Genomic DNA, 26,049 nt, shown 5'->3' with positions numbered 1-26,049 from the left:
ATTTGGAGTCAATATTTGGTGGCTCCCGATTCAATAATTGACTAGAAGAAATGCATGATTAATTAGGGTTAACGCAATGTTAACGCAATGGTAACCCAATGCAAACGCAATGTTCATACAATAGAACATTGCGTAAATACTGTGTTAGAAATGATTATTATCCGTCTCTGTTTTAATTAGATGTTCCACCAGTAAGTCCACTTTATGGTCAGCTGGCGGTTTTTAACAGTATAAGGGGATGGCTGTGAATTATCTCCATAAACGATAAAGAAGTCTGAAGCAGGTTTATAGCGCCATTGAAAACGCGTGTAAATATTCCTATTCTTGAGCTGTTCATTATACTGCATATAGCCCGTAAAATACAATTTGTTAGATAAGGTTACATCCATCTTTGGACCAAACAGGGTGAACCTGGTATTGCCATAAGGTGCTGGCAAACGCAAATCCTGATAAGAGCCATTGATAGCAATGTTTACATAGGGTTGAAAGCGATAACCGATTTGACCCGAAAGACTTATACGTTTCCCTTTGTCGTAGTACCCGCCATAGGTACCCTCCAGCAGGTAAGTAAATAAGTTTTGTTGTTTTGATACGATCTGTAAATTAAGCGTATTATACCGGTGGCGACTGCCAATAGCGAGACTTTCTTTCCCTGAATTGGTGGGGTCAAAAGGTAGCAGCAGCTTCACATCCTCGTTAATTCCCGAGATAATGATTGTACTCTGGTTACGGAAAGTCATTGAGTAAGATAAAACGCTTTCATTATCGGTGCGGTTAAAGCTTTCATTTAAATAATAATTAGAAGTAAACTGTATACCTTTACTCAGTAGAACACCTTTTTTTGGAAAAAAGGTATACAACAATTTAGGACTTATCTTAATATGCCCAGCGCGTGGTAGGTAGCCTGCTGCAGCATGATAATTTTTGCCGACATACTCCTCTTGCAGGTATAAAGTGAAGGATTTACTCACGTACTGTAAATGGCTAGCAAGCACAAAATCACGACCTGTAAGGCCTGGTGTAAATGACTTCAATCCTAACAATTTCCCTGTCCAAGCATTGCTTGATGATGCCAAGTTAAACTCCATACCCACATTCCTGTTATAACTTTCAGCTTTTCCTGCTGCTGTAGAAACAGCACCAGTAACCTGTTTATTAACAAATAAGAAACCAATGTTTGACCTACCCAATAACCTTCGTTGCAGCGTAAGCATGCCATAATTGCCAGCAGCAATGTCATTTTCATCAGAATCTCCTGTTTGAACATCCATAATTCCAATGCGCCAATCTTTATTCAGTTTACCAGTAAGTCTTGCACCAAAATTAATAGGTTGATTGAGTCCGATACGGCGGGAAAAAAAAGGCCTTATTTCAGCATATCCAAAGTTGGAGAATATATCGCCGTTCTCTAGAAAAAACTGGCGTTTCTCAGGGAAAAATAATTCATAACGGTTCAGGTTAATCACTTGCTGGTCCACTTCTACTTGTGAAAAATCTGGATTAACCGTAACATCAAGGTTTATCGATGGCGTTAGTGAAACCTTAACATCCCCCCCTATTGCGTGATGGTAGGCTGTTGGCTTTTTGTTTTGGTAATCTTTTGAAATGCCTGTAAGCAAATATGGAATAACAGAAATATTGCTTGTTGAGGCAGGTGGCTCCTCTTCCCAAATCATTGTTCCCGTATAAGCAAGCGAAGCCGTTGGAAATTGACGCGGAACTGGTGCCCAACTCGATTTCTCCCGGGCTTTAAGGTCATTTCTACTAAAGTTGATGCCCCATTCTTTGATTCCTTTTTTATAACGGATACTTTTAAAGGGAATGGCCGCTTCAAAAACCCATTTATCGGGATAATTCTTAACAGAAGACTCCCATTTGTTGTCCCAGTTCAAATCTACCTTCGCGCCTTCATACATGCTACCGTCCCATTGTGCACCCGCTGCGTTGCTACCAAATGTAAAGCCATCAGTACGCGCATCAAAAGGGTCAATAAAAAATATGAAGTTATCATTCTTTCCAAAATTAAAATCCCGTTTGAGTGATTCTACCATATATGGGCCCGGAACAGTTGTGTAACAGATAGCCAATATGTAGAAATTATTGTCATCATAAGTCATACGTACTGTCGTACGTACTTTGGCTAAACTGGTATCCATCGGTAAAACCATATGGAAATTATTTGCTGAATCGGTCTGCAGCCAGGCCTGTTCATTCATTAACCCATCAACGGTAATTGCCGAGTTTGTACGGCGAATATGGTATTTGTATGCTGCATTCTCTTTTTGTGCGCTAGCACCTAAATTAAACAAACAATGAAGGAGGATTAGGTAAAAGGATTTTTTTAAATGCTGTCGGCAAGAATAAAGCATGGTTCAAATACAAGTGGTTAGGTTACGTTTGGTTGGCTTTCCTAAGCAAACTTTATGCTTAGATAGCCTTATGGTACAAGTTATACCTATTAAAGGATGCCTAAATGTACCAACAGAAAATCATAATTATTGCATTTATCATTAAACTCCTCAAAAATTCATTTGATTACCTGAGCTATTTTATTACTTTATTTCATAACTCACAGTAGAACCGGCAAAATCTCCGATTGGAAGATCTATGACCTTTATATGCTCCACCTTACTTAACGCTGGTTGGATTGCAATCTGAATAGATTTTAACTTTTGAGTAGGATCTGCCAAATAAATGATTGGCTTTTCACTTTCAATGGCCCTCAACAGCACAACACATGGTTGGTCGACGGTAATGGAAAGGTTTGGATCAGTCAATGTGCCAGCCTCATAAAACACTACCTGTATCATTTTTAAATCCTCATTTTTAACTGCTTGCATACTACTGTTATTGGCAAGTATTTTTATTTCAGTTTGAGGCTGACTTTTCATATCTGCTTCACTTACGCCAGGCTTTACAACGTAAGCATAAGTTTCATTTATAGGATCGAAACCATGATCAAACCACATTTTAAAAACCTGTCCTTTAATTTTCTTCTTAGACCCTTTGCCGTTTATCAATGACCAGCTCCCTTTTTGCGTGCGTTTACTAATTTCCAGTTTACTTGGATTAGGAAAATAATAGCCTATGCTGTCGTGCCATATCCACGTTGGACTGCTGCTATCATGTTTAGCCTTAAAATTAATGATTTTACCTGCTGCATAACCTTTAACATTGCCGTTTTTCCAACTTTGATTAATGGTAGTCACTATATTTTCGAGGGCATAACTATTGATCTCCGCACCCAGACAAACCACTTGTTTATCAAAATAAAACCAGGCTTTTTTAGCTGCAACTTCATTATAATTTAAATCATAAACAGAAGTACCATAAACGCCATCAGACACCCCACCAACAAAACGACTTATTCCTCTTTCACCCCATTCAATGGTAAAGGGCTGCTCTTTTTTATAATCCCTGCTCGTAATGCCAGGTATTTTATCCCATTCCCAAATTGGCATGATATTATAATATTCTGCTCCGCTTCGTTGAATGTTTGTTGAACCATCTGGTAAAAACTTACCAAGTAAATTTTCTTTATTACCTACTTCTGTTCTAATGGTTCGTTTTGATACAGTTCGAACATTAAAAGAATAGCCAGGTCTGATGTGAAGGGTATAATCTCCCTTCCAAAATTGAGTATGTAAAGGTGAAATATTAAAAGATGGCGCTTGCTTTTGAGAAATACGTTCCTGTGCTGCGTTAAACAATGCCGAATTTTCTGGACTCACTGATTTAGCCATAGCTAATAAAGTTTTTTTAGTCCCGCTTTCAGTAATCTCCATTTTATCTAAAATATCATTTCTAGATATCCCTCTCCCTTCCGTGTTAAAATCTATGTAACGGCCACGGATCGTTTGTAAATAAGTGTTTATCAAATAGTTATCCAGGATTTGCAATTTATCTGCTGACAATCCGTAGCCTGTACCCTGTAACCAGGAGGCGAGTTTATATTCGCCAATTAAAAATACCTGACCATAACTAGCTATTTGTAGTTGAGCTGAATGTTGTAAATAAGAATTATCGTATTGCAACCCCTCCTTGCTTGTATAGGAAATGGGTTTAAAAGCCTCGCCTACAGCTAAAGACATTAAATTTTGATCTTTTGTAATACAGGCCCGGTATATAAAATGAGTAGCAATATCTAATTTATTAGCTCCAACAGCCTTTAAAATATTTCCTTGCTTCATTCTTTCTAATAAAGAATCTTGTAAAGCTTTAGGAAGAAGCATTTTATCCTTATTTAACAAAATTAGTATTTCACCCAAAGCCGTAGGTGATGCAATTTCATTTTGAAACCAATTGTTACTTATTGGGTTTTTGCCATACCAAAACTCTAGTCCTTTAATAAGGTTCTCTAAAAGCAATTGGTTACCATAATATTTATTCCCTTCGGTTACAAAACCTAAGGCGAAATATTTAATCCGGTTTAAATGTAACAGTGGCTGCCATCCGGTTTCTACTTTAGATTCATAACTGATGTCTTTCCAACTCCCATCGAGCTGCTGTGAAGAACTATTTAGAGTTATAAATTGACTCAGCTTATTTGCCTCCATCTCAGCTTTTAAATGCTGATTAATTTTAGCCTCAATAAGCTTAAATTCATCTTGACTAAAAGCATTAAAAAAAGTGAAGAATACAATGCTTAATAAACTTAATTTTTTAATAAAAATACTATTCATCTCATTTAAAACCATAATAATTTCGAATATAACGCTATTTATGGTGATCCATAAAAAATGAGTTTATTAAAAATAGTTAAACTACCCCTTCCTAAAGGAAAGGAAAAGTTTATATACTAATGGACTGTTACGTTGGTAGATTTGTTAGTATGTATTAATTTCTTTTGCCCTATTTGCTCAAAAGTAACTTTCTTAAGTTCAGCACCATGAACATCATCCATCACAATAGGCAATCTGTAATCCTTTTTTTCTGCCTTTAATTTGATATTTGAAAAGTTGATGTTTTTTGCATGCCTTACATAGATACCCCAGGCTGGAACTTCTTTAAACATAGAGAATTCAGGGTAATTTTCAGGTAGTTCTGGGATACTGTCTAAATTATCTAAAGAAACAAAAGCTATAAACTTGTTACCACGACCAGGGTAGCTAATTTCAAAATTTGAAAAAGACACATCATTAATATATTGACCCGGTAGGCCAGCAATTATTATTGGTGAGATATTTCTTGGCATATCTTCTATCGGACCTTCGTAATCATAACCAGCATCGGCTTTTTCAAATGGAACATCCGCCACTATATTTTTGATATTGATTCGTTGCATGGTTGATTTTTTTCCGGGCACTCTTTCTCCTATTCTCAAGAAAATTACATTACCAGTGTTGGTACTTTTTAATCCATCAATTAAAATATCTTCTAAAAATCCACCATCAACACTTTGCAATGCAATAGCAGAACGGTAAGTATTATAAACGGTATTATTAATAACCTTAATATTCTTAAAACCACCTTTCCCTGCTGTACCTAACTTTATACCGTTAGCACTTGTACGAACAATGTTATTTTCTATCAGAATATTGTTGCAATAAAATTTCTCATCATGAGATTTAAGGCAGATGCCATCATCAGCCGCATCAATGTTATTGTTAGTGATCACAACATTATCACAATCAACAATATCAATCCCATCACTATTCCAAAAAGCGACATTGTCTACGGTTATCCCATCTATTACCAGGTTTTTGCACCGTTCATAAGTTTGTAACCAACAGGCAGAGTTTTTTAAAGTAATTTCCTTAATATTAACGTTGGTACTAGTATGGAAATAAATGATCATTGGTCGTATTGATTCTCTGGTACGGTCATATTTTAAACCATCTTCCAAAACCCCCATGTGCACATTCTGAATGCTATTATTAGCAAGCATTCTGCCCTGGCCATCAATCATACCTTTACCTGTGATCCCTACATTATCAACATTTCTTGCATGTATGAGGGCTGTATTACCTATCCTATCATAGTCAAAAGGGTTGGTAGAACCTAAAAGTACAGCTCCTTCCTCTAGCTGTAGGGTTACATTAGATTTGAGGTGAATAGATCCTGTTAAATATCTTCCTACATAAAAAACCAATCTTCCACCACCATTTTTACTGATATAATCAATACCAAATTGAATTGATCTTGTATTCATAGTAGATCCGTCTGATTTAATATTAAATAGAGATGCTTTATAATCTTTAGCAAATACGGCTACAGATTGTAAAAAAATCAGCATAATTAATATTATTTTTTTTTGATGTATCATGTTTTTTGTTTTAAAATTTCTTTGATTTAATTCACCAGTATCTATTCTTAATGATCTTTCGATAATAATTTCAAAAGGTTAGCTTGGCTTATTTTTATATTAGTATAAAGTTTTATTTTTATGATGAAGCTTGATTAACCAAATTCTAATGCGCCAAAAAATTCGGGCAGGTGAAAATTTGGTGTCTTTGCATTAATATTTTTCCAGCTTAAAAAATGTGGTTCCGGTAAATCATCACCACATTTAAAAAAATTACCTTTACCATTTTGGCCACTAAAAGTTCTTATATTACTGAACCCAAATACTTCTATCGGGATTAAAAGTGTGATCTCCCATTCAAATTTCGTAGCACTATTGGGCGTTGCAGTTTCAATGATGATACTTGTCTGAATTTTATTAATTAATTCTTCAGACAAAATATTTCTATTTATTCTACTTTCACCATAAGCCATGGCGCATACGCCTAAACAGTTGAGTTCTATATTGTAATATTCCTTTTCTAATCCAAAAGCAATAAAGAACTCCACGCAATTGTCTTTATAAACCTGGTCATTAGTTTTATGCATTACTATTTTTATGACATCTTCTTTCACAAAATACTTTAAGAAAATGGCATCTCCAGAATGTGAAATTGCGAAGCTGGTTTTACTATTGCTTTTAAACTCAGGCCAGGGTTGATGATTGAGCTCATTCTTAGGTTGCTTATCCATTAGCGCTGATACCTCTTTGATAGCAGAACTTCGGGAAATGGAATCTAATAATGGTATATACATTTTTGATGAAGTAAAAAGAGTGAAATTTGTTTTTATGGTTAAAGAAACATGAAGAATGCCTCGCAAAAATGCGAGGCATTCTTCATGTTATAATAAGTATTAATACCCTGGATTTTGTTCCAGTTTTGCATCCTTATTCAAATCAATTTCTGTTTGAGGTATAGGTAAAAGTTGATTGAAAGCTTGAACAGTAGAATTTTGAGGGAAATTTAATTTCTTCAACCTATCTACCAGTGTACCCGTTCGTACCAATGTCATTCTGCGGTTTTCTTCCCCAATTAACTCTCTTACCCGCTCATCCAAAATAAAATCAAGCGTTATATCTGATCCGCTTACCTGTGCAGCATTTGCACGGGTTCTCAAAACATTGATACTTATGGCTGCCTCAGGTAATTTATTCTGCTTAAACTGTGCCTCAGCGAGTAAAAGATAGGTTTCGCCTAAACGCATGGTAATCAAATCTTTATAAGCACCGTTACCCGTTGGATCTGTAGCAATAAAATGATTCCATTTGGTAGTAAAGGGAACTATACTATACAATGTATCGGCTGGAACTGGAATAACTTTTTGCCCAAATTTAGCATTTGAAGGGTCATTGTAATAGAATGTACGGTAAATATTGTACTTTGAATTACGCATATCATTAGCTTTATATAAGTTATTGATTACCCAAGGACTTAAGCGAAGGCGACCAATACCACGGCCACCTAAAGAATCAGCAACCAACAAACCTTTAACATTGGAATAATAGGGTACCCAAACTCTTCTGTGCTGATCTAAACTTGAAGAACCACCTGGAATGTTAAATTCCAGTTCCTGAACCCAAATGGCTTCCGTATTTCCCTGTCTGCGACGTTGATTACCATAAATAAACATATCAGAGAAAGCATCTCCTGAAAGTGCTTTCTTAACACCATACCTGGCAGTTATCATAGAGAACTTCTTACTGTTGATCACATTCATACATTGTGCTTCTGCAAGATCATTTTTCCCTTGTCGCAGGTAGACCTCAGCAAGCAATTGATTTGCTGCTTCTTTACTTATTCTTCCTGGTTTTGAAACTGCATCTACCGCTGGAAGATTTGCAGCAGCAAATAGAAGGTCGTTGTTAATAAAAGTATTTAAACTTTCTAGTGTGGCACGGGTGAAATCTGTTTTTGGCTTATCTAAGGGTTGATCAACTAACGGAACCGGCCCCCATAAGGTAACAAGGAAGTTATAGGCATAAGCTCTATAAAATTTTGCCTCACCTAAATAAAGATTGCGTTGTACGCCTGTAAGAACAGCCGAACTGTCTGAAGCACCTTTTATAATCTGGTTTGAATTGGTAATTACTTTATAAGCCCAAGTCCAATAAGATACAGCCGCAGGATTTTGAGAGTTTAGCAGGGAGTAATTATGAAATGGAGCTGCTTCTCCAGCATCAAGGCCATTTAAAGCCACATCAGTTCCAACTTGAAAAACAGCTAGTAAAGACTGCGTAACCTGCATGGTATATTGTTCTCTAACGGAAGCCTGCAAACCTGCAATTCCAGCTTCCAGCCCTGCTACGTTTTTAAATGTACTTTCGGGTGAGTAAGCAGAGTCAGACTTTTCATCAAGGAAACTTTTCTTACAAGAATAGAAACCGAATGAAACTGAAGTAATAAGCAATAAAAGAATAATCTTTTTCATGATTTTTAATTTTTAACGTAGAGTAACATTTAAACCAATTACAAAACTTGATACCAAAGGATAAATTCCATAGCTAAGCGGAGCATTAGCAGAACCAGCCTGATTACCGTTTACACTTAATTCAGGATCAAGACCAACCCAGTTAGTAAAAGTGTAAATATTACGACCACTCACAAATGCAGTTAAACTCCCAATTTTTAATTTTTCTGCTGAAGCAGCCGGTAAATTATAACTGAAGGTGATGTCTTTTACCCTGGTATAATTTTGTTTTACTGGGTAGGCATATAATCTTGGATTGGTATAAGTTAAAGATGGCTGTAGGTTGTTTTTATTTTCAGCTGTCCAGTAACTCACCTCCTTAGGAATATTTACACGGCCACCATAACTCTGCAAGTTCAACAAGGGGTTGTTAATCATAGATCCTTGTGAGGTTTGCAGGAATATGCTTAGACTATAATTTTTGTATTTGAAATTATTGATCATTCCCCCTACCCACTTTGGCAAACTTGTACCCTGATAAACTTTATCTGCTTCCGTAATTTTCTTATCATTGTTGATGTCAACAAATTTCAAACTTCCTGGCAGCGCACCTGGATCAACTTGTGAAGCATCTTCCCCTTCTTGCCAAACTCCTGCTAATTGATAGTCGAAAATAGCAAATAAAGGTTTTCCAATAAACCATTTATTACCAATATCATCTTGGTTATTACCGTAAAGTGAAGTGATTTTATTACGGGTAGCCGAGTAATTAAAATTACTTGACCAGGTAAAATTGTCTTTTCTAATGTTAATAGTATGCAGTGTAAGTTCAATACCCTTGTTTTCTACGCTTCCAAGGTTATCAAATATACTTGGATAGCCAGTGATTGCAGGGATTTTACGTCTCAACAATACATCTTTCGTTTTAGATTTGTAAACCTCCAGCGTACCGCTCACTCTACTATCAAATAAGGAATAATCTACGGCCAAATTTGTACCGGTTGTACTCTCCCAATTTAAATTAATATTACCTAAAACACCATTTGAATTGAGTGAACTGGACACCAAACCTACCGCTGTAACACTATTATAGATGTATTTGGTAATACCTTGAGTAGTTAATGTTTGGTAAACACCTACAGCTTGGTTACCTGATGTACCATAAGAAGCCCGAAGTTTAATGTTATCAATTTGTTTAACATTTTTCAAGAAATTCTCACTAGAAATATTCCACCCAACTGCTATTGATGGAAATATACCATATTTATTAGTACCTGAACCAAAAGCAGAATAACCATCTCGCCTGGTGGTTCCAGTAATCAGGTATTTACTTTTATAAGAATAGTTTACACGTCCCATTTGAGAAATCAATGACTCTCTACTGAAAAAAGAACTGGCTTGTACTACTCCTGCTGCTCCAATATTATTGAAAGATAAATCATCGTTAACAAATGTGCTGCCTACCATACCCGTCGCATTATACTTTTTTTCCTGTGCACTATATAAGGCAGTGAAGTCTATATGGTGGTCTTTCCAATCTTTCTCATAAGAAAGAAGATTCTCCACAATCCAGCTGTTCGTTTCTGTTTTATTTATTGTAGCCGTTCCACCAAGCGTATTTCCTGCATTTACTCCACTATAAGAGTCATAACGCGTAGGCATAAAAGCATAATTAGCATTTACCCGATACTTTAAACCTTTTAAAAATAGCGGTTTAACTTCGGCATAGAATATTCCGTTAAGATTTTTATCACGGTTAATTACATCTAAATTTAAGCCAAGCAACGGACTTCTAAAATTCGTCTCTGAATACATTGGGAAAATAGTGTAGGTACCATTTGGCTCGTACAATCTGCCATAAGGACTCATTTGCAGCGCATTGCTATAATTTACTGTTCCACCATCGGTATTATTGTTAGAAAAAAATATGGATGTTCCTGCAGTTAACCAACTAGTAACTTTAGCATCCAAATTCGATCTAAAAGAACCACGATTAAATTGATAACCTTTCAAAACACCTTTTTGCTTTTGGTAAGCTCCAGATACGAAATACTTTATCTTTTCACTTCCGCCTGATATACTTAAATTATGGTCTTGAATTACACCTTGCTGAGAAATTTCTTTCAGCCAATCTGTTGTTTTCCCTGCATTATAATTTTCAGCTTCATATTGATTAGGCACTGGAGGGTTATTAGGCGTTACATTTCTTTGTTTAGAAAAATCCAAATATTTTTGAATATAATCCTTTGGACTTAAAGGAGTTAATGTTTTATTTTGAAATTCAGGACCTCCATAACCACTATAGCGAATTGTGGGTTCGCCAGTTTTACCTCTTTTAGTCGTAATGAGAATCACCCCACTAGAACCGCGGGTACCATAAATGGCAACTGCGGATGCATCTTTCAAAATCTCAATTGAAGCAATATCATTTGGGTTAATGTCATTCATCGACCCACCCATGTTACTGAATGGTACTCCATCAATTACTGTCAGTGGAGAAGTATTAGCATTAATTGAATTTACCCCCCTAATTAATACTGCTGCAGAGCTTCCAGGAACTGAAGATCTTTGTGAAACACTTAATCCTGCAGTCGTTCCTTCAATTGCCTGAAGTACGTTGGTAACTGGCAATTGAGATAATCTTTCTTTAGGTACTGAAGTAACTGAACCTGTAATATCTGAACGCTTTTGTGTTCCATAGCCCACTAAAACCACTTCATTAAGCTGGTATTTAGCTTCATCTGTTTTCATTACAACATCAAACTTAGCATTGTTAGCTACAGTTAGGTTGTGTGTGAGATAACCTACATAGGTAAAGCGCAAGGTAGCTCCTTCAGGTGCTACGATCTGGAATGCTCCATTAGCATCAGTAACTGTACGAAGATTAGTTCCGATAACGGTAACAGTAACCCCTGATATAAAAATACCTCCTTCATCTTTTACAGATCCTTTAACATTTATATCCTTTTTGGTGGTTCCTAAATTGGAAGAATTTAATGATTTACTAAAATATGTTTGGTTTTGTAGTCTTGATGGCTGATTTACTTCATCGTCTGCTGTGTTCAAATCATTTTTTTCAATTGACCCGTTATTTGCAATCGCATTAGAAGAGATAAATAAAGCACAAGCAATAAAAAAAGTATGCTTTGGCTTAAGAATCTTGTAAAAGCCAAAAAAAGAAGAATTACTTGTTAATTGCATTTTTTTCATTTTTTTGCGTTTAAAAATTGAATTATTATTATTGATCCAGGGATTTGGCTACCTGATTAAAAAAATAGGGTTTCAGAAAGATGCACTTGTGCATTTATTACCCCAATAAATGCTGGGTAAAATTTCAGTTCATGTCATTTTAATTTAGTTAAGTTTGAGTTTGGTTTATTTTTGATTGATTTTATTTTATGTATTTATAATCAGATATATAGAAAACATTTGCAGTAATGCTAAACGAGCTCAGTTTTTAGGGAAACTTTTTTAACCAATGGTAACCATGATTTAATTTTATGGCCATAAAAGGCATAAAATATCAGGTATAGATAGCAAGGAAACAAAATCCAGTAAGCACTTCTTACATTATATAGATCAGCGAAATGACCATATATTAGAGGGAAAATAGCACTTCCACTAAGGGCCATGATGAGCATAGAAGCACCGACTTTGGTAAATCGACCCAAATTATTTAAAGCCAATGGCCATATACCGGCCCACACTAATGAATTAGCCGTTCCAAGTAATACAATAAACCAAATGGATATGTCTGCTTTATGGCCAAGAATAAAATAGGTACCATGAGAATAGATGATTAATAATGTTAATACAGCACCTAAAACTGTGCAGATTCGGAAAACATTTACTTGAGAAATGTATTTAGGAATAACCATAATACCTAATGCATACCCGATTATAGTAGTAAATAAGGTATAAGAAGGAAAAACTTTTGCTTCCATAATCTGTATCCCCATAGAATTTGCATAACCTATTATAGTATCAATGGCAATAACCTGGGTACCTACATGAAAAAAAATGGCTAAGACGCCTAATATGAGGTATGGAAAATCGAATAAATTCTTTTTATCTGCATTAATGGTAGAAAGTTCATCACTTTCTACCTCTGTATCAATTTCAGGTAATGGAGAGAAACGAATAAAAACGCCAAGTCCAGTTAACACCAGACCAAGGATAGCATAAGGATAAATTACTCTTCTAATAAGTTCATTCAATACTTCACTTTTTTCGACTAAGCCCATGGAAGGCAATTGATTTAGTAAATCACTGTCTGTAACCCTAAATATTACAGAGGCAAAAATTAAAGGAGCTATAATTCCAGCTGATTTATTACATATTCCCATTATGCTAATGCGACTTGCTGCCTTTTCCTGGGGACCCAATATAGTTACATAGGGATTAGCAGCGGTCTGTAATATGGCCAATCCAGAACCAATAGTAAATAACCCAATTAAAAAAATCTCGTACGTTCTTGTTAATGCTGCAGGAATAAAAATAAATACTCCTATTGCCATGATCCAAAGCCCTAACATTATCCCCTTTTTGAAGCCAACTGATTTAAGTAAAAAGGAGGAAGGAATAGACATTACAAAATAGGAAATATAGAAAGCGAAGGCAACTAAATAGGATTGAAAATTGGTGAGTTCACAAGCTATTTTAAAATATGGAATCAAAATCGCGTTAACCCATGTTATAAATCCGAAGACAAAAAACAATCCGCTTAAAATCATCATAGATATAAGTGTCTGTCTTTTATTTAAAGAACCCGAATGCACTACGTTTTTAGTTTTAATTATTTTACCAGACATAGGTATTATTTATATATTTATAAGCATATAAAAGTAAAGCGTTTACGTACACGTAAAAGTATTAATAAAGAACTACTAAAATTATTTTCACCTAAAGTTGCAGTTAATAACACTATCGTCGTGAACGTACACGAATATACTATTATTTGTACAAAAAACAATTTATTTTGCAATTAAGTAAAAAACTTGCTAATGGTTGTTTTGAATTTAAATTTGAATCGGGTGATAAAAAAGGAATTACCTCTTTTTTAAGGCGAATATCAAATTATAAAAGATTAAAAAAGCCCTTATGTTATGCTAATGCAGCATAATAATAGGTTGACTCCTATTTATATATTTATAAGTTCAACTCCTATCAAAAATGAATGCATACTGAATTAATTTCGATAGAATAGATAATTTTCTTTCGTAATAATATCTATTGGCATAAAATAAGTGCTTTCAACAGGTATATTTAATACAAGATTTTGATATAATGTCATTATACCTTTGTAACCTTGCTCCTGAGGCTGCTGGCAAACTAAAAAATCTATGGTTCCCTTTTTAAGGTATTCAATACTCGCATTTAAAAAGTCATAACCCACTAATGCTATATTTTCATTGCCAGATTTCTCCAGGAACTCCGCAACAGAAAAAACCCTTGAATTTGTTACAAAAATACCCTTAATGTCGCCATGTGTTGCAAGGACTTTAGTAAGATCAGCTGAAACAGCATTAAAATCAGTCTGCGTAATATCAGTTTTTATGACCTGATTTCTTTTGTTATTATTTTCAAAATAGGCCCTAAAGCCATCTTCCTTTCTCAAAAGGTGATGGTAATTATTAATCTCTTTAGAAATATTAATTATTAAAATTTTACCAGCTTCTTCTGCTACATAATTCATCAATTGTGCACCTAAATAACCACTATGGAATAAATCAGGTCCAATATAACTTAGCCTGGACTCATTGGGTATATCAGAATTGATAAAAACACATGGTATTTGTAGCAGATTACAAGATTTAGAAAACTTTAATGACTCATCCACAAAAATTGGGGCAATTAAAATGCCATCAAAATTACTTTTAAGTATTTTTTCACTTTGTTTTATAAAGGAATTTTTATCATTTTGATCAAAAAAATATTTTTCAATAGTAATACCATATTGTTTAATTTCAGATTCGGCAAGGTCAATCCCCTTTAGTGGGGCTTTCCAGAAATCAGTTTCCTGAGAGAAGGAAGGAATCAAAATTGCAAATTTTAATAACTTTTTAGAAGCAAGTCTTCTTGCTAAAATATTAGGCTGGTAATCAAGGTCTTTCATTATAGCCAAAACATTCTTTTTAGTTTCCGGAGAAACACCAATCCTGTTATTTATGACTCGATCAACAGTACCAATAGATACATTTGCTAATCTAGCTATCTCTCTAATCCCTGTTAAATTATTTTTTTTCATTATTATATAAATATTTAATACACCTTAGTACTATTCAAAATAAAAAACCAAATCAGCTTTTTACTCACTTATGTTCAAACATTATATATGGTAGTAAACTAATGGAATTGAAAATAAAAGTTTATTTCTTTCAAATATAATAATTGATTGGTGTTCTTTGTTAAGAAAATATTCTGGCACTTCAGTTCTGCTCGTAATCGAAAGGCACTACTCAAATTCTTATCCTAACAATTTTAACATAATGAAACGCAATTTTAATTGCTGATGTGATCCATCTTAAAAGATTAGGCTAATACCAAAACTATAAAACCCTAATAAATCTTTAAAGATCATTAGGGTTTTATAGTTCAGGTTATTTAATTAAGATTGGGGAAGGATAATTAAATTGATTTAAAAAAAGATGATTTAAATCTTACTCACTAACCTTGACAATGCTTCAATGTAATAATAATCTGCATAAGATATAGCCACATCGACTTCAGAATGAGCAGGTAAATGACCAACACTATGCTTCAATATAAATCCACCATAAGTGCCCGGTTTTGCTTTGTATTTATCTGTACTTAAAGTCACGAGAATTTCTTTTGCATTATTCAGGTATTTCTTAGCATCTTCAGGGTTTGTATAATCAGCCAGTTCAAGCCAAGCAGAAGCCATAATAGCAGCAGCAGATACATCCCTTTTTGCGTCAGGTATATTCGGTGCATTGAAATCCCAATAAGCTATTTTATCCTGCGGAAAATTTGGGTGATTTAAAATAAAATCAGAAATCTTATTCGCTTGGTTCAGGTATTTTTCATCTTTTGTAGCCCGATACATCAATGTAAAACCATATAAACCCCATGCTTGTCCCCTTGCCCAAGCAGATTCATCAGCATAGCCCTGCGCAGTATGTCTACGTTGCACTTCTCCGGGCATATCCTTACTATAGTTGACCACGTGATAAGAACTATAATCAGGTCTGTAATGATTTTTAATGGTATTATCAGCATGCTTAACGGCAATATGATAATAGCTTGAATCACCTGTAACTTTTGTAGCCCAAAACAAAAGCTCCAGGTTCATCATGTTGTCAATTATGACTAGAAAGTCTGCCGGCTTTTTAGAGTCCCATGATTTAATAACGCCCAGTTTCGGATCAAAACGAGTACATAATGATTTTGCACTATTTAATAAAACCTGTTTATATTCTTCTTTAGGTTCTAAACGGTTCAGGTTACCAAAACTGCAGAACATCATAAAACCCAAATCATGAGTATTCTTGTTGAACTGCTCTTTTTCCAGTACTTTTAAAATTCGGACAGCTTCTTTTTTTAGCGAAGCGTCTTTTGTTTGTTCGTACAGATACAATAAGGAGCCTGGATAAAATCCGCTACACCACCACGATGAATTGCTTGTGGAGAGAGAATCATTTTCAGGAAAATAAGCTTTGGGGAACTGATCAGGGTTGATTTGAGTTTTCAGGAAGTTGTATTGTTTGGCAGCACTTACCAATTCTTTTTTTGCCATTTTCAACAAATCAGCATCCTTTATTACTTTTTGTTGTGCGTTGACAATACCTGCAATGGAGATATTAAGTATTAAAACGAGTAACCATATTTGCTTCATATTCATAATCAATTTATTATTAATTTAAAGGTTTATAAAAAAGTACTATTGTGTATAGCCTGGATTTTGAGGAGCTAAATTAGGATTAACGCCTATATGAAATTGAGGAATAGGAAATAGATTATGGTACTCCTTAATATTTACTGTTCCCTTTGCGCTCAAAGTGGAAACTAGTTTCCCTGTACGCACTAAATCAAACCACCTTCTTCCTTCGAAAGCTAATTCTAACCTGCGTTCTTGTAAAATTGCATCACGAAGATCATTTTGAGATAAATTTTGTAGTGGAGTCAGTCCTGCTCTTTGTCGGATGCTGTTCACCGCTTTATAAGCCGGATTATCATTTACCGGGCTGTTCACTTCGTTATAAGCCTCTGCATAAGTCAATACAACCTCAGCAAAACGCATCAGAGGAAAGTTATTATCACTTTGATTTTCTGTTACAGCATCCGAGTCGATCCATTTATTTACATAGTATTTGTTGTCGGTACCTTTGGTAAAAAATACAGCTTTACGTTTATCATTTGCAGTATAACTATCATATACTTCTGGAGTGGGTTGGAAAGATCCAAATCCTCTTCCTGCCACACTGTTATTTTCCTGAGCAAAAAAGGCAATTAAGTTCCCTCCTTGTCCACCAGAACCACTCATAAACTGAGCATCAAATATCGCTTCTTTTCCAAATTCATTTTTAATATCATAAACTTCTCCATAAGTATCCCAAAGGCCATAACCTGCTCCGGCTAAGTTTATCACTTCATTTGCTTTATCAACAGCCAACTGATAGTTTTTTAAGGTAAGGTACACACTGGCTAGAAAAGCCTTTGCAGCACCACTTGTCGCTCTTCCTCGATCTCCAGCGCTATAAGCCACGGGCAAAATAGTCTCTGCATCCTTCAGGTCTGCAATAATTTGTTTGTATACCTCAGCTTTAGGATCACGTTTTGGAAAAGTAAGCTGATCCAATGAACTCACTTCTGAAGTGACGATGGGAAGATCGCCAAAAAGCCTCACTAGGTGAAAATAGTAAAATGCCCTTAAAAATTTAGCTTCTGCCACCAGCCTTGTTTTAAGCTGTTCTTCCATACTAATAGCAGGAATTTTATTAATTGAAGCATTGGCACGGGTTATTCCAATATAAAAATTATCCCATGTTTCACGCAAGATTCCATTCTGTGAGGTATGAACATAGTTATCAAGCTCAATTCGCGGTGCACTGATGCTTAGCGGAAACATATTATCGGTGGTAATTTCTCCTAGAATCACATAATTACGTGCTATAAAACCATTTAAACGAACCGGTGAATAAACAGCTGTGATAGCTGCAAGTGCATCGTTTTTAGTTTTATAAAAATTTACCGGTGAAATAAATGCATCTGGATTTTCATCCAGCTTGGTGCATGAGGTCATCCATAACAAATTCAAGAGCAATATATATTTTAATAATTTCATAATTAACTTTTTTTATAGACCAATATTAACACCTATCAGAAACATTTTTGAAGAAGGATAACTGCCATAATCTGTACCCTGGCTTAAGTTGTCCTGTGCAAAGCGACTTACTTCAGGATCATATCCTGAATATTCTGTTTTCGTTAAAAGATTCTGTCCACTGATGTAGATCTTGGCATTGGAAAGTTTGATTCTTTTAAGCAATTGCGGACTGAAATTATAGCCCAATTGTATGTTTTTTAAACGGATATAGGAGCCATCTTCAATTTGTCTGCTGGTAACCTGGTATGGAGAACCTGCAGAGCTGGCACGTGGAATGGTATTGCTTGGATTTGTAGGTGTCCATCTATCAAGCACGCTTTTAGAATTGTTGCTGTTACCAGTTAGTGACTCCAGTTCAAATCTGTTTAAATTAAATATACTATTACCTTCCACACCCTGAATAAATACAGCTAAATCAAAACCTTTGTAAGAAAAGTTATTTGTAAAACCGAAAGTATAATCTGGCTGTGCATGCCCCAATATTTCGCGGTCTGAAGAATTAATTACCCCATCACCATTTAAATCTTTATACCTTCTTTCTCCTGGTTTAGCTGTCTTTTGTGCAGATGAAGCAACTTCTGCTGCATTTTGGAAGATGCCATCGGTTACTAAACCATAAAAAACACCAATCGGCTGACCAACACGCAGGATTCCAGAGTTTCCTAACTGTAAGTGTCCACTTGCTCCCCCAGATGGTATATCACCAGTTACAGCTCCCAAATCAAGTATTTCGTTCCTGTTATAAGAAATATTGAAGTTAGTATTCCATTGAAAAGCGCCATTTAAATTCACTGTATTAATAGAGAATTCTATACCTTCATTTTTAACTTTTCCAATATTTTGCAGGGATGTAGAATAACCTGATGTAATTGGCAAAGACACATTATACAAAAGGTCTTTGGTTTTCTTTTGATACCAATCAATAGTTAAAGTTACACGGTTTTTAAATAGTCCAACATCAAGTCCAATATTTACTTGGGCAGTTGTCTCCCATTTTAGATTTGGATTAGCAATACGACTTGGGGCATAACCAATATTGATCACATTTCCGAAGTTATAACTGTCCGTTTGCAGTGCACCTAATGATTGGTATTGGCCAATTTCCTGGTTTCCAGTAACCCCATAACTTGCTCTAATTTTCAAATCACTTAAAGTTTTTACATTGCTCATAAATGCTTCATTAGATATGCGCCACGCAACCGATCCAGATGGGAAGAAGGAATATTTTTTATCATCACCAAACCTCGAAGAACCATCAAACCTGCCTGAAAAAGTGAACAAGTATTTGTTGCTCAAATCATAATTTAGTCGGCCTAAGTAAGAACGCAGACTCCAATCGTAAGAACCAGAGCCACTGGTATTAGTTTGCTGAGCAGCACCCAAATTATTAAAAGTTAGAATGTCGCTGGCAAAATTTTGTCCACTGGCGCGCACATCTTCATAATCTGCATTTTGAAAGGTATATCCTACTAGCAGGTTAAAACTATGTACCTTAGAAATCACTTTTTTATAGTTCAAAGTATTCTCATTTAACCATTCAAAATACCTTGAAGTAGACACTTCTGCCCTACCATTATTAGCCAAACCAGCATAAACAGTTCTTGGCAAATAGAAATTTGTTTTATTAAAAGCCATATTTGCACCAAACATGGTTTTAAAGCTTAAGCCATCAATAATTTGATATTCACCAGAAATATTACCCAATAAACGGGTCTTTAAATCAATATTTGTACGTTCGTTAGCAAGAGCTAAAGGATTACTTATCAGGATTGATCCAGGTCTGTTATTTAAGGTATATTGGCCTTGTGCATCATAAACAGGAATAGTTGGGGAGAAAAATAAGGCACTATAAATAACACCTGCCCCGCCGCCGCCATCTCCGTCAGTGGCAACAGAATTTGCTTCACTATTAGTTACCGTAAGACTATTGCTTAATTTGAACTTACTTGAAATCTGTTGATCTAAATTTAAACGGACAGAGCCCCTGTTAAACCCGGAATTAGAAACAATACCTTTTTGATCAAAATAATTACCTGCCACAGCATATTGTGATTTATCTGTTCCTCCAGTAAAAGTCAATTGGTAATTTTGAATAGGAGCAGAAGAATAGATCTCGTCCTGCCAGTCGGTACCCTTACCAAAAGCAGCAATTTGTGCATCGGTATAAGTTAAAGGTTTAGGAAAACCCGTCCTTCCAATATTGTCCTGATTTACATTTGCAAGACCTTCATTAATCATGGTAGCTAATTGAGATGCATCTAACAGGTCAAGTTTTTTCAACAGTGATTGTGTACCATAATAGGTTTCTAACTGTATTTTGCTAGCTCCAGCTTTACCCCTTTTTGTTGTGATAATGATTACCCCATTTGCACCTCTGGAACCATAGATAGCAGCAGCAGAAGCATCTTTCAGAATCTCCATTGTTTCTATATCATTAGGATTAATACTTGGCCCATTCTCATTATAAAGAGGATACCCATCAACAACATACAGGGGCTCATTGCCACCCTGGATAGAATTACCTCCTCGGATACGAATATTCATGCCACCACCAGGGGCATTAGAAGATTGTGAAACCCTTACACCGGCAGCCCTGCCTTGAATTGCTTGTGAAAGAGATGCAGCGGGCGTGGCCTTGATGTCTTTAGAACTGATGGAAGAGACGGAACCGGTAATGTCACTTTTCTTTACAGAACCATACCCAATTACTACAATTTCACTAAGGTTAGTATTGTCTGACGCTAAGGTCACGGTAATCTCTTTACTATTATTAATCGGTTGTTCTTTGGCGATGAAACCAACACTTTGAAAAACCAAAATACCAGTAGCTGGAGCTGAAAGCACAAAAGATCCATTTATAGCGGTACTCGTCCCTACTTTTGTACCCTTTAACTTTACCGACACACCCGGTAATGGTTCTCCCTGGGCATCCTTTACAACTCCCTTTACCTGTAAATCTTGTCCAAAGACAACAAATAAATTCATAGCAAGGAATGCAATTAATAATGTAATTCTTTTTTTCATACGTTTAATTTGATTTTTTAACCCTGATCCGAATAGAAAGGGCATAATTTAGGCTTGTGGTTTAACATAAAAACATTTTCATGTTAAAAGTAGCATTGTTTGAAGGGGCCTTCATCCAATTTAAATCTTGCTGATTAGTTTATAAAAATATTTGGCTATTCAACTATGCTTCATAAGCATTAGGCATGGTTAGAACTTTGAACCAAGGTATAGATATGAAATTAGAATTGAATTTTAAAAAAGCATATTTTTACGCAAACGTTTGCGTAATACCGCTCAATTTTATTACGAAATAAAAACCTAAAGCTTTCACTTTAGTAAATCTATTTTTATTGGAGTATATTTTTTTTCGAAAGAAATCAAACTATCAGAACAATATAGCTATTACAAATAATGCAATACTTTCCTATACAATTCATCAGGCAGAAATGGCTTTATTACACAATCATTAATACCTGCATTTTTTATCAATTCTTCTATTTCTTCTGGTAAATTTGCAGTAAGTGCAATAATAGGTAAAGTAACTCCAGCTGCACGCATTCTTCTTGAAGCTTCATAACCATCCATTACCGGCATGTGTAAATCCATTAATATTAGTTTATGTTTGGTAATATTCAGCATATTTAAAGCTTCTAATCCATTGTGCGCAGTATCAATTGTAGCACCCCATTGTTCCAAGTATTTTTTCGCAACAAGTACATTGATCAAGTTATCTTCTACCAATAAAATAGGAACATTGGCGAGCATTTGACTATCCACTTGTGCTACCATTACAACGTTTTGCTTATGAAGTGATTTTATGCTTTTTTCAAAATTTTTCGTAAAATAAAAATTAGAGCCTATACCCTCTTCACTCCGCAATGATAAAGTTGACTCTTGCAGTTCTAAAATTCGTTTAGAAATGGCCAAACCAAGGCCGGTACCACCAAAAGCTCTTGAAGTTGAAGAATCTGCCTGTGTAAACCTTTCAAAAATCAGCTTCTGTTTTTCTTTAGATATGCCAATACCTGTGTCCTTAACCTCGATATTCAGTTTTACTATTGTTTCACTTTGCTCCCGTACACTAATATTTACTTGAACAAGGCCAACTTTTGTGAATTTTATTGCGTTGTGTACTAAATTAGTAATCACTTGAGAAATTCTTGTGGGGTCTCCCATAACCTTGTTCTTTAACGTTTCGTCCACATGCAGTTTCAGACCAATATTTTTGTCTGAGGCTGCATTTTGTAAACCGGCTACAATATTTCTGGCAATAACTGAAATATCCATTTCAATATGCTCAAAAGAAATTTTTCCTGCTTCAATTTTACTGTAATCTAAAACATCATTTACTATTGCCAATAAGTTATTTGCTGAAAATAACATTACATCCAATTGTTCTATCTGGTCATGACGAGGATTATTTTTTAATAACAAGTGGCTCATACCGATAACACCATTTAATGGCGTTCGGATCTCATGACTCATTGTACTTAAAAATTCGCTCTTTGCTAATAAACCTTGCTCGGCCTGAATTCTTGCCTGTTTTAAAGAAGAATACACTCTATGCGACAATATCAAGGACTGCAGAAAGAAAAAACTGATGTAACAAGCAAAACTTAGTGCTTGATTGGGTGGCGTTAAATTCCAGTAATGCAATAATGAAATGATAAAGGCCGACATTAAGGAGAGGGAACTTAATAATGTGTAAATAGAACCTGGCCGCTTTCTAACATAAGCAAGGATATAGACAAAAGGCACATAAACCATGTAAAAAATTGTAACCAATAAAAAGGGTTTCAACAATTGCGTAAAATAGTATGGGGATAAAAACAAAGACAAAATTGCAAAAGAAAAACAAACAGAAAATATGACATACAGTATAACTTTATGAGTATCTTCTGGATATAAATACCGAGTATAAAGGCCAAATAAACCAATCCCCAGGTATAAGCTGATATATTCTAAACGTATCGTAATATAAAAGTTGATATTAGGGAAAATGGAATGTAAAACATAATTATCGGATCCTATAATCCTATAGCTGTAAAGAATTGAGAATAGTGCAAAAAACAAAATGGCTTTATCCCGGTTACCTACAAGGTACAATCCAAGAAAAAAGAATCCACCCATTAGCAAACAACCTGTTAACAGCAAATCTATGGCATCCGTCACTTGCTTCTTTACCACAAGTTGCTCCTTCTGTCCAATTAAAATAGGATTTGAAATTCCCCCTTTACTGTGTACAAAATTTGCTATTTGCAAGGTTATTTTAAGTGTATCAATTCTTTCAGGCAAATCAAATGCTTTATTTTGCCAATAAGGTATAAATCCCTTTTCTGATGTGCTGATTTTACCATTGGAAGCAACAAGTTTATCATTAATCAATAAACGGTAAGCGGAATAAGTATCAGGCATTAACATCCATAAAGGGCCTGTATTTGGAGGCAGCAATACCGTAAGCTTATAAGTAGCATAACCAAATGAGGGAAATTCTTTTCCGTCCAACTGCTTATCAGTCCACCTAAATGGAAAATTTACCAATTCACTACCTTTACGATCAATTTCATTTGGATTAACAAATTGCTTCCAATAAAAAACCCATTCACCATTCAGCGGTATTTGATCTTTGAATGAATTTTCACGCAAATCTATAATCCCTTTTAATGCTTTAGGTACAGCTGATTTTTGTTGAGCAAAACCATTAGTAAAAGAAATAAAAAATAGGAATAAGAAAAAATGAAAGATTCGTTTAGTATACATTATCATGTAAAAATAAAAAAAAACCCTATTGTTTTATTATTCTCTGAAAATTTAAATCATTCATGGAAAATGATTATTAAGCTTACATCTGTAAGAGAATGATCTTATTAATTTCATTAGGAAAAATAAATGTATTTTAATGAATTCAGAGGCGATTAAAAAACAATGGTAAAACGTGGAATGAATATATTGATTAAATTTGCGGCATGAGAAATGGCAATTCTTCTTATACTATTTTTGACAGGGTTATATCTTTCATAGACTCTACCAATCAGCATATATTTCTTACCGGAAAGGCAGGCACAGGAAAAACCACGCTGCTTAAAAGAATCAAGGAAACCAGTTCCAAGAAAATGGTGATCCTTGCACCTACTGGTGTGGCCGCAATGAATGCTAAAGGCACAACTATTAATTCTTTTTTTCAGCTGCCCCCCCGCTCCTTTTTCCCCGGAGACATCAGTTTGGAAAACCTGCAATCGGGGATTTCCTCCATTTCATCATTGGTTGCTGATCTAAGCTATAGCAGAGAAAAGTTAAACCTTTTTTATGAGTTAGAATTACTGGTGATTGATGAGGTATCGATGGTACGGTGCGATTTACTAGATGCCATTGACGCCATTCTTCGTTCAACGAGGAACAACAATACTCCTTTTGGTGGCGTGCAAATACTACTGATTGGAGATCTTTTTCAATTACCCCCTGTGACAAAAAGAGAAGACTGGGCTTTTTTAAGTACTGCCTATGCCTCCTCTTATTTTTTTGAAGCCCTTGTCATTCGCCGAAACCCACTTTTACAAATTGAGCTGAGTAAAGTATTCCGGCAAACCGAACCAGAATTCATTACTATTTTGAACGACATTAGAAATAATCAAATCAATGAAAAGGGATTAACGTTATTAAATAAAAGATTTGATCCGCTTTTTAGTGCCACAGCGGAATTAAATCCCATCATTATCACTTCTCACAATGCAGAAGCCAACGCCATTAATAAAGAAAAACTAGATGAACTTGCGGGTGTTGAATACGTTTTTGAGGGTGAAGTAAATGGTGAATTCAGGGAACTTGGCCTTCAGGCAGAGCAGACCTTAAAACTTAAGGAAGGTGCACAAGTCATGTTCATTAAAAATGATACTGGCGAAAATAGAAAGTACTATAACGGAAAGATTGGAAAGGTCAAATCAATCAATGCGAACGAAATCTACATCTCCTTTCCACAGGAGGATGATTTACTGCTTGAAAAAACTTCCTGGCAATCATTTGAATACAGAACAGATCCTGAACAGGTTATTATACAACAGCAGGTTGGTGAACTCTCTCAATACCCAATTAAACTAGCCTGGGCGGTAACCATTCACAAAAGTCAGGGTTTAACCTTCGACAGCGCCATTATAGATGCCGGCAAATCATTTGTAGCAGGCCAAGTATATGTGGCTTTAAGTCGTGTAAGAACCCTTAACGGACTCATTCTAAAGTCTAAAATCAGCACCGAGAGCTTAAGGTCAAACGCAGAGGTTATCAATTATATGAACCCTGCAAAAGAAGATGAACTGGAAGAAATACTTGTCATTGCACAGGAGAAGTTTATTCTTCAGCTGGTTTTAGGTTATTTTTCTTTCCATAATTTACTTGATGGGTTAGCGCCTATTATTTCTAATCCTGAGGTTGTCAAGGCAAATCTCCCAGAATTCAAAATGCTACTTTCACAACTCAACAAATCAGTTGCTGCCCTGCTTACTTTAGCAGAACGCTTCAAAACACAAGTAAATCAATTGCACCAAAAGAATAGTTTTAAAGAGCAGCAGTTGTTACAAATCAGAATAGAATCAGCAGTGGTTTATTTTACTAAAGAATTAACGGTGCTGCTTTTAAACCCAGTTATAAAAAACATCAGGATCAAACCGAAAAACAAACTTCAGCAGCAAACACAACATTTAATGCAAAAATACCGGCAAATTATCGAAAACAGGATTTCTCTAATGCAATTTGCTTCGGATTTATTAAAAGAATCAATTAAAACTGAAGACTATCCCTCCTGGATCAGCAAACATAGAGCACAGATCCATACTAAGGCACATTCGCCCTCAGGACCGCAGCAAGTAGTTACTTTACAGTTGTTTTAAACAAGTGATTTAGCTGTTCTGTTTCCAGTTGTATGCCTTAGTTACTCATGCTGTTTTTGAAAAAGCCATTCCTATTTAATAAGCGATTTCTCATGATTTAGTGTTTATCTGCAGTTCATATAAAGG

Annotated in this window: 13 protein-coding genes; 1 reads left to right on the top strand and 12 read right to left on the bottom strand. The window is 35.3% G+C overall.

The window, feature by feature from the left end; genetic code table 11:
* Nucleotides 1–176: 176 nt before the first annotated feature.
* The 12 genes from AAKU52_RS11285 to AAKU52_RS11230 all read right to left on the bottom strand — a co-directional run bounded on the left by AAKU52_RS11285 (nt 177) and on the right by AAKU52_RS11230 (nt 23,803).
* Nucleotides 177–2,309 carry a DUF5916 domain-containing protein gene (locus AAKU52_RS11285; protein ID WP_354333447.1) on the bottom strand — a complete coding sequence of 711 codons (2,133 nt, stop codon included), beginning with the start codon at nt 2,307–2,309 and terminating at the stop codon, nt 177–179.
* Nucleotides 2,310–2,552: 243 nt separating this feature from the next.
* The gene (locus tag AAKU52_RS11280) at nt 2,553–4,682 is read right to left on the bottom strand and encodes a polysaccharide lyase family 8 super-sandwich domain-containing protein (RefSeq protein ID WP_354333445.1); all 2,130 of its coding nucleotides are present in this window, start codon (nt 4,680–4,682) and stop codon (nt 2,553–2,555) included.
* 116 nt (nt 4,683–4,798) lie between these two features.
* A complete protein-coding gene (locus AAKU52_RS11275) occupies nt 4,799–6,235 on the bottom strand; it encodes a glycoside hydrolase family 28 protein (protein ID WP_354333443.1) in 1,437 nt (478 codons plus the stop codon).
* A gap of 164 nt (nt 6,236–6,399) precedes the next feature.
* Complete coding sequence (locus tag AAKU52_RS11270; RefSeq protein WP_354333441.1) at nt 6,400–7,038, bottom strand: carbohydrate-binding family 9-like protein; 639 nt, start codon at nt 7,036–7,038, stop codon at nt 6,400–6,402.
* 99 nt (nt 7,039–7,137) lie between these two features.
* Complete coding sequence (locus AAKU52_RS11265; RefSeq protein ID WP_354333439.1) at nt 7,138–8,712, bottom strand: RagB/SusD family nutrient uptake outer membrane protein; 1,575 nt, start codon at nt 8,710–8,712, stop codon at nt 7,138–7,140.
* A 12-nt stretch (nt 8,713–8,724) separates the two neighbouring features.
* Nucleotides 8,725–11,901 (bottom strand): SusC/RagA family TonB-linked outer membrane protein, encoded by a 3,177-nt coding sequence (locus tag AAKU52_RS11260; protein WP_354333437.1) that lies wholly within the window; start codon nt 11,899–11,901, stop codon nt 8,725–8,727.
* A 230-nt stretch (nt 11,902–12,131) separates the two neighbouring features.
* Nucleotides 12,132–13,502, bottom strand: coding sequence for a sugar MFS transporter (locus AAKU52_RS11255; RefSeq protein WP_354333435.1), 1,371 nt, complete (start codon nt 13,500–13,502; stop codon nt 12,132–12,134).
* Nucleotides 13,503–13,879: 377 nt separating this feature from the next.
* Nucleotides 13,880–14,938, bottom strand: a complete 1,059-nt coding sequence (locus AAKU52_RS11250) for a LacI family DNA-binding transcriptional regulator (RefSeq protein ID WP_354333433.1) — start codon at nt 14,936–14,938, stop codon at nt 13,880–13,882.
* 405 nt (nt 14,939–15,343) lie between these two features.
* Complete coding sequence (locus AAKU52_RS11245) at nt 15,344–16,546, bottom strand: glycoside hydrolase family 88 protein (protein ID WP_354333431.1); 1,203 nt, start codon at nt 16,544–16,546, stop codon at nt 15,344–15,346.
* 45 nt (nt 16,547–16,591) lie between these two features.
* Nucleotides 16,592–17,995, bottom strand: coding sequence for a RagB/SusD family nutrient uptake outer membrane protein (locus AAKU52_RS11240; RefSeq protein WP_354333429.1), 1,404 nt, complete (start codon nt 17,993–17,995; stop codon nt 16,592–16,594).
* A gap of 12 nt (nt 17,996–18,007) precedes the next feature.
* Nucleotides 18,008–21,061 carry a SusC/RagA family TonB-linked outer membrane protein gene (locus AAKU52_RS11235; RefSeq protein ID WP_354333427.1) on the bottom strand — a complete coding sequence of 1,018 codons (3,054 nt, stop codon included), beginning with the start codon at nt 21,059–21,061 and terminating at the stop codon, nt 18,008–18,010.
* 384 nt (nt 21,062–21,445) lie between these two features.
* Complete coding sequence (locus AAKU52_RS11230) at nt 21,446–23,803, bottom strand: ATP-binding protein (protein ID WP_354333425.1); 2,358 nt, start codon at nt 23,801–23,803, stop codon at nt 21,446–21,448.
* A gap of 206 nt (nt 23,804–24,009) precedes the next feature.
* On the opposite strand from AAKU52_RS11230, the gene AAKU52_RS11225 reads away from it, so the two are divergent.
* The gene (locus tag AAKU52_RS11225; protein WP_354333423.1) at nt 24,010–25,923 is read left to right on the top strand and encodes an ATP-dependent DNA helicase; all 1,914 of its coding nucleotides are present in this window, start codon (nt 24,010–24,012) and stop codon (nt 25,921–25,923) included.
* The last annotated feature ends 126 nt before the right edge of the window (nt 25,924–26,049 follow it).

Source organism: Pedobacter sp. CG_S7 (assembly GCF_040544395.1).
In the GTDB taxonomy this organism is placed as follows: domain Bacteria; phylum Bacteroidota; class Bacteroidia; order Sphingobacteriales; family Sphingobacteriaceae; genus Pedobacter.
The sequence above is the reverse complement of the archived record's forward strand: the minus strand, read 5'-3'. Positions and strand labels throughout refer to the sequence as shown.